Consider the following 280-nt stretch of genomic DNA (forward strand, 5'->3'; position numbering starts at 1 on the left):
TTCCGCGAACTCGATCAGGGGCTGGCTCGCCTCCCTGGCGCCGCGGCCGGCCAGGATCACCGGCTTTCGCGCCTGCTCGAGAATCCGGACCGCCTGCAGCAGATCGGCCGCCTGCGGCAGAATCTGCGGCCTGGCGAAAAGCGAACTGGTCCGCCTGGCTTCCCGCTTCACCTCAAACCGGGGGATGTCGTCCGGTATGGTGAGGACCGCCACGCCTTTTTTCGCGTAGGCGGACCGGATCGCCTGATTGACCACAGCCGGCAGCTGCTCGGCCGACATG

Annotated in this window: 1 pseudogene; it reads right to left on the reverse strand. The window is 67.5% G+C overall.

Annotation, left to right across the window (positions count from 1 at the left end):
• Positions 1 to 280, reverse strand: a pseudogene (locus LD028_RS08885) (pyruvate oxidase); the annotation flags it as partial.

The sequence above is a fragment of the Anoxybacillus sp. LAT27 genome (assembly GCF_022030075.1).
GTDB classification, from domain to species: Bacteria; Bacillota; Bacilli; order Bacillales; family Anoxybacillaceae; genus Anoxybacillus; species Anoxybacillus kestanbolensis.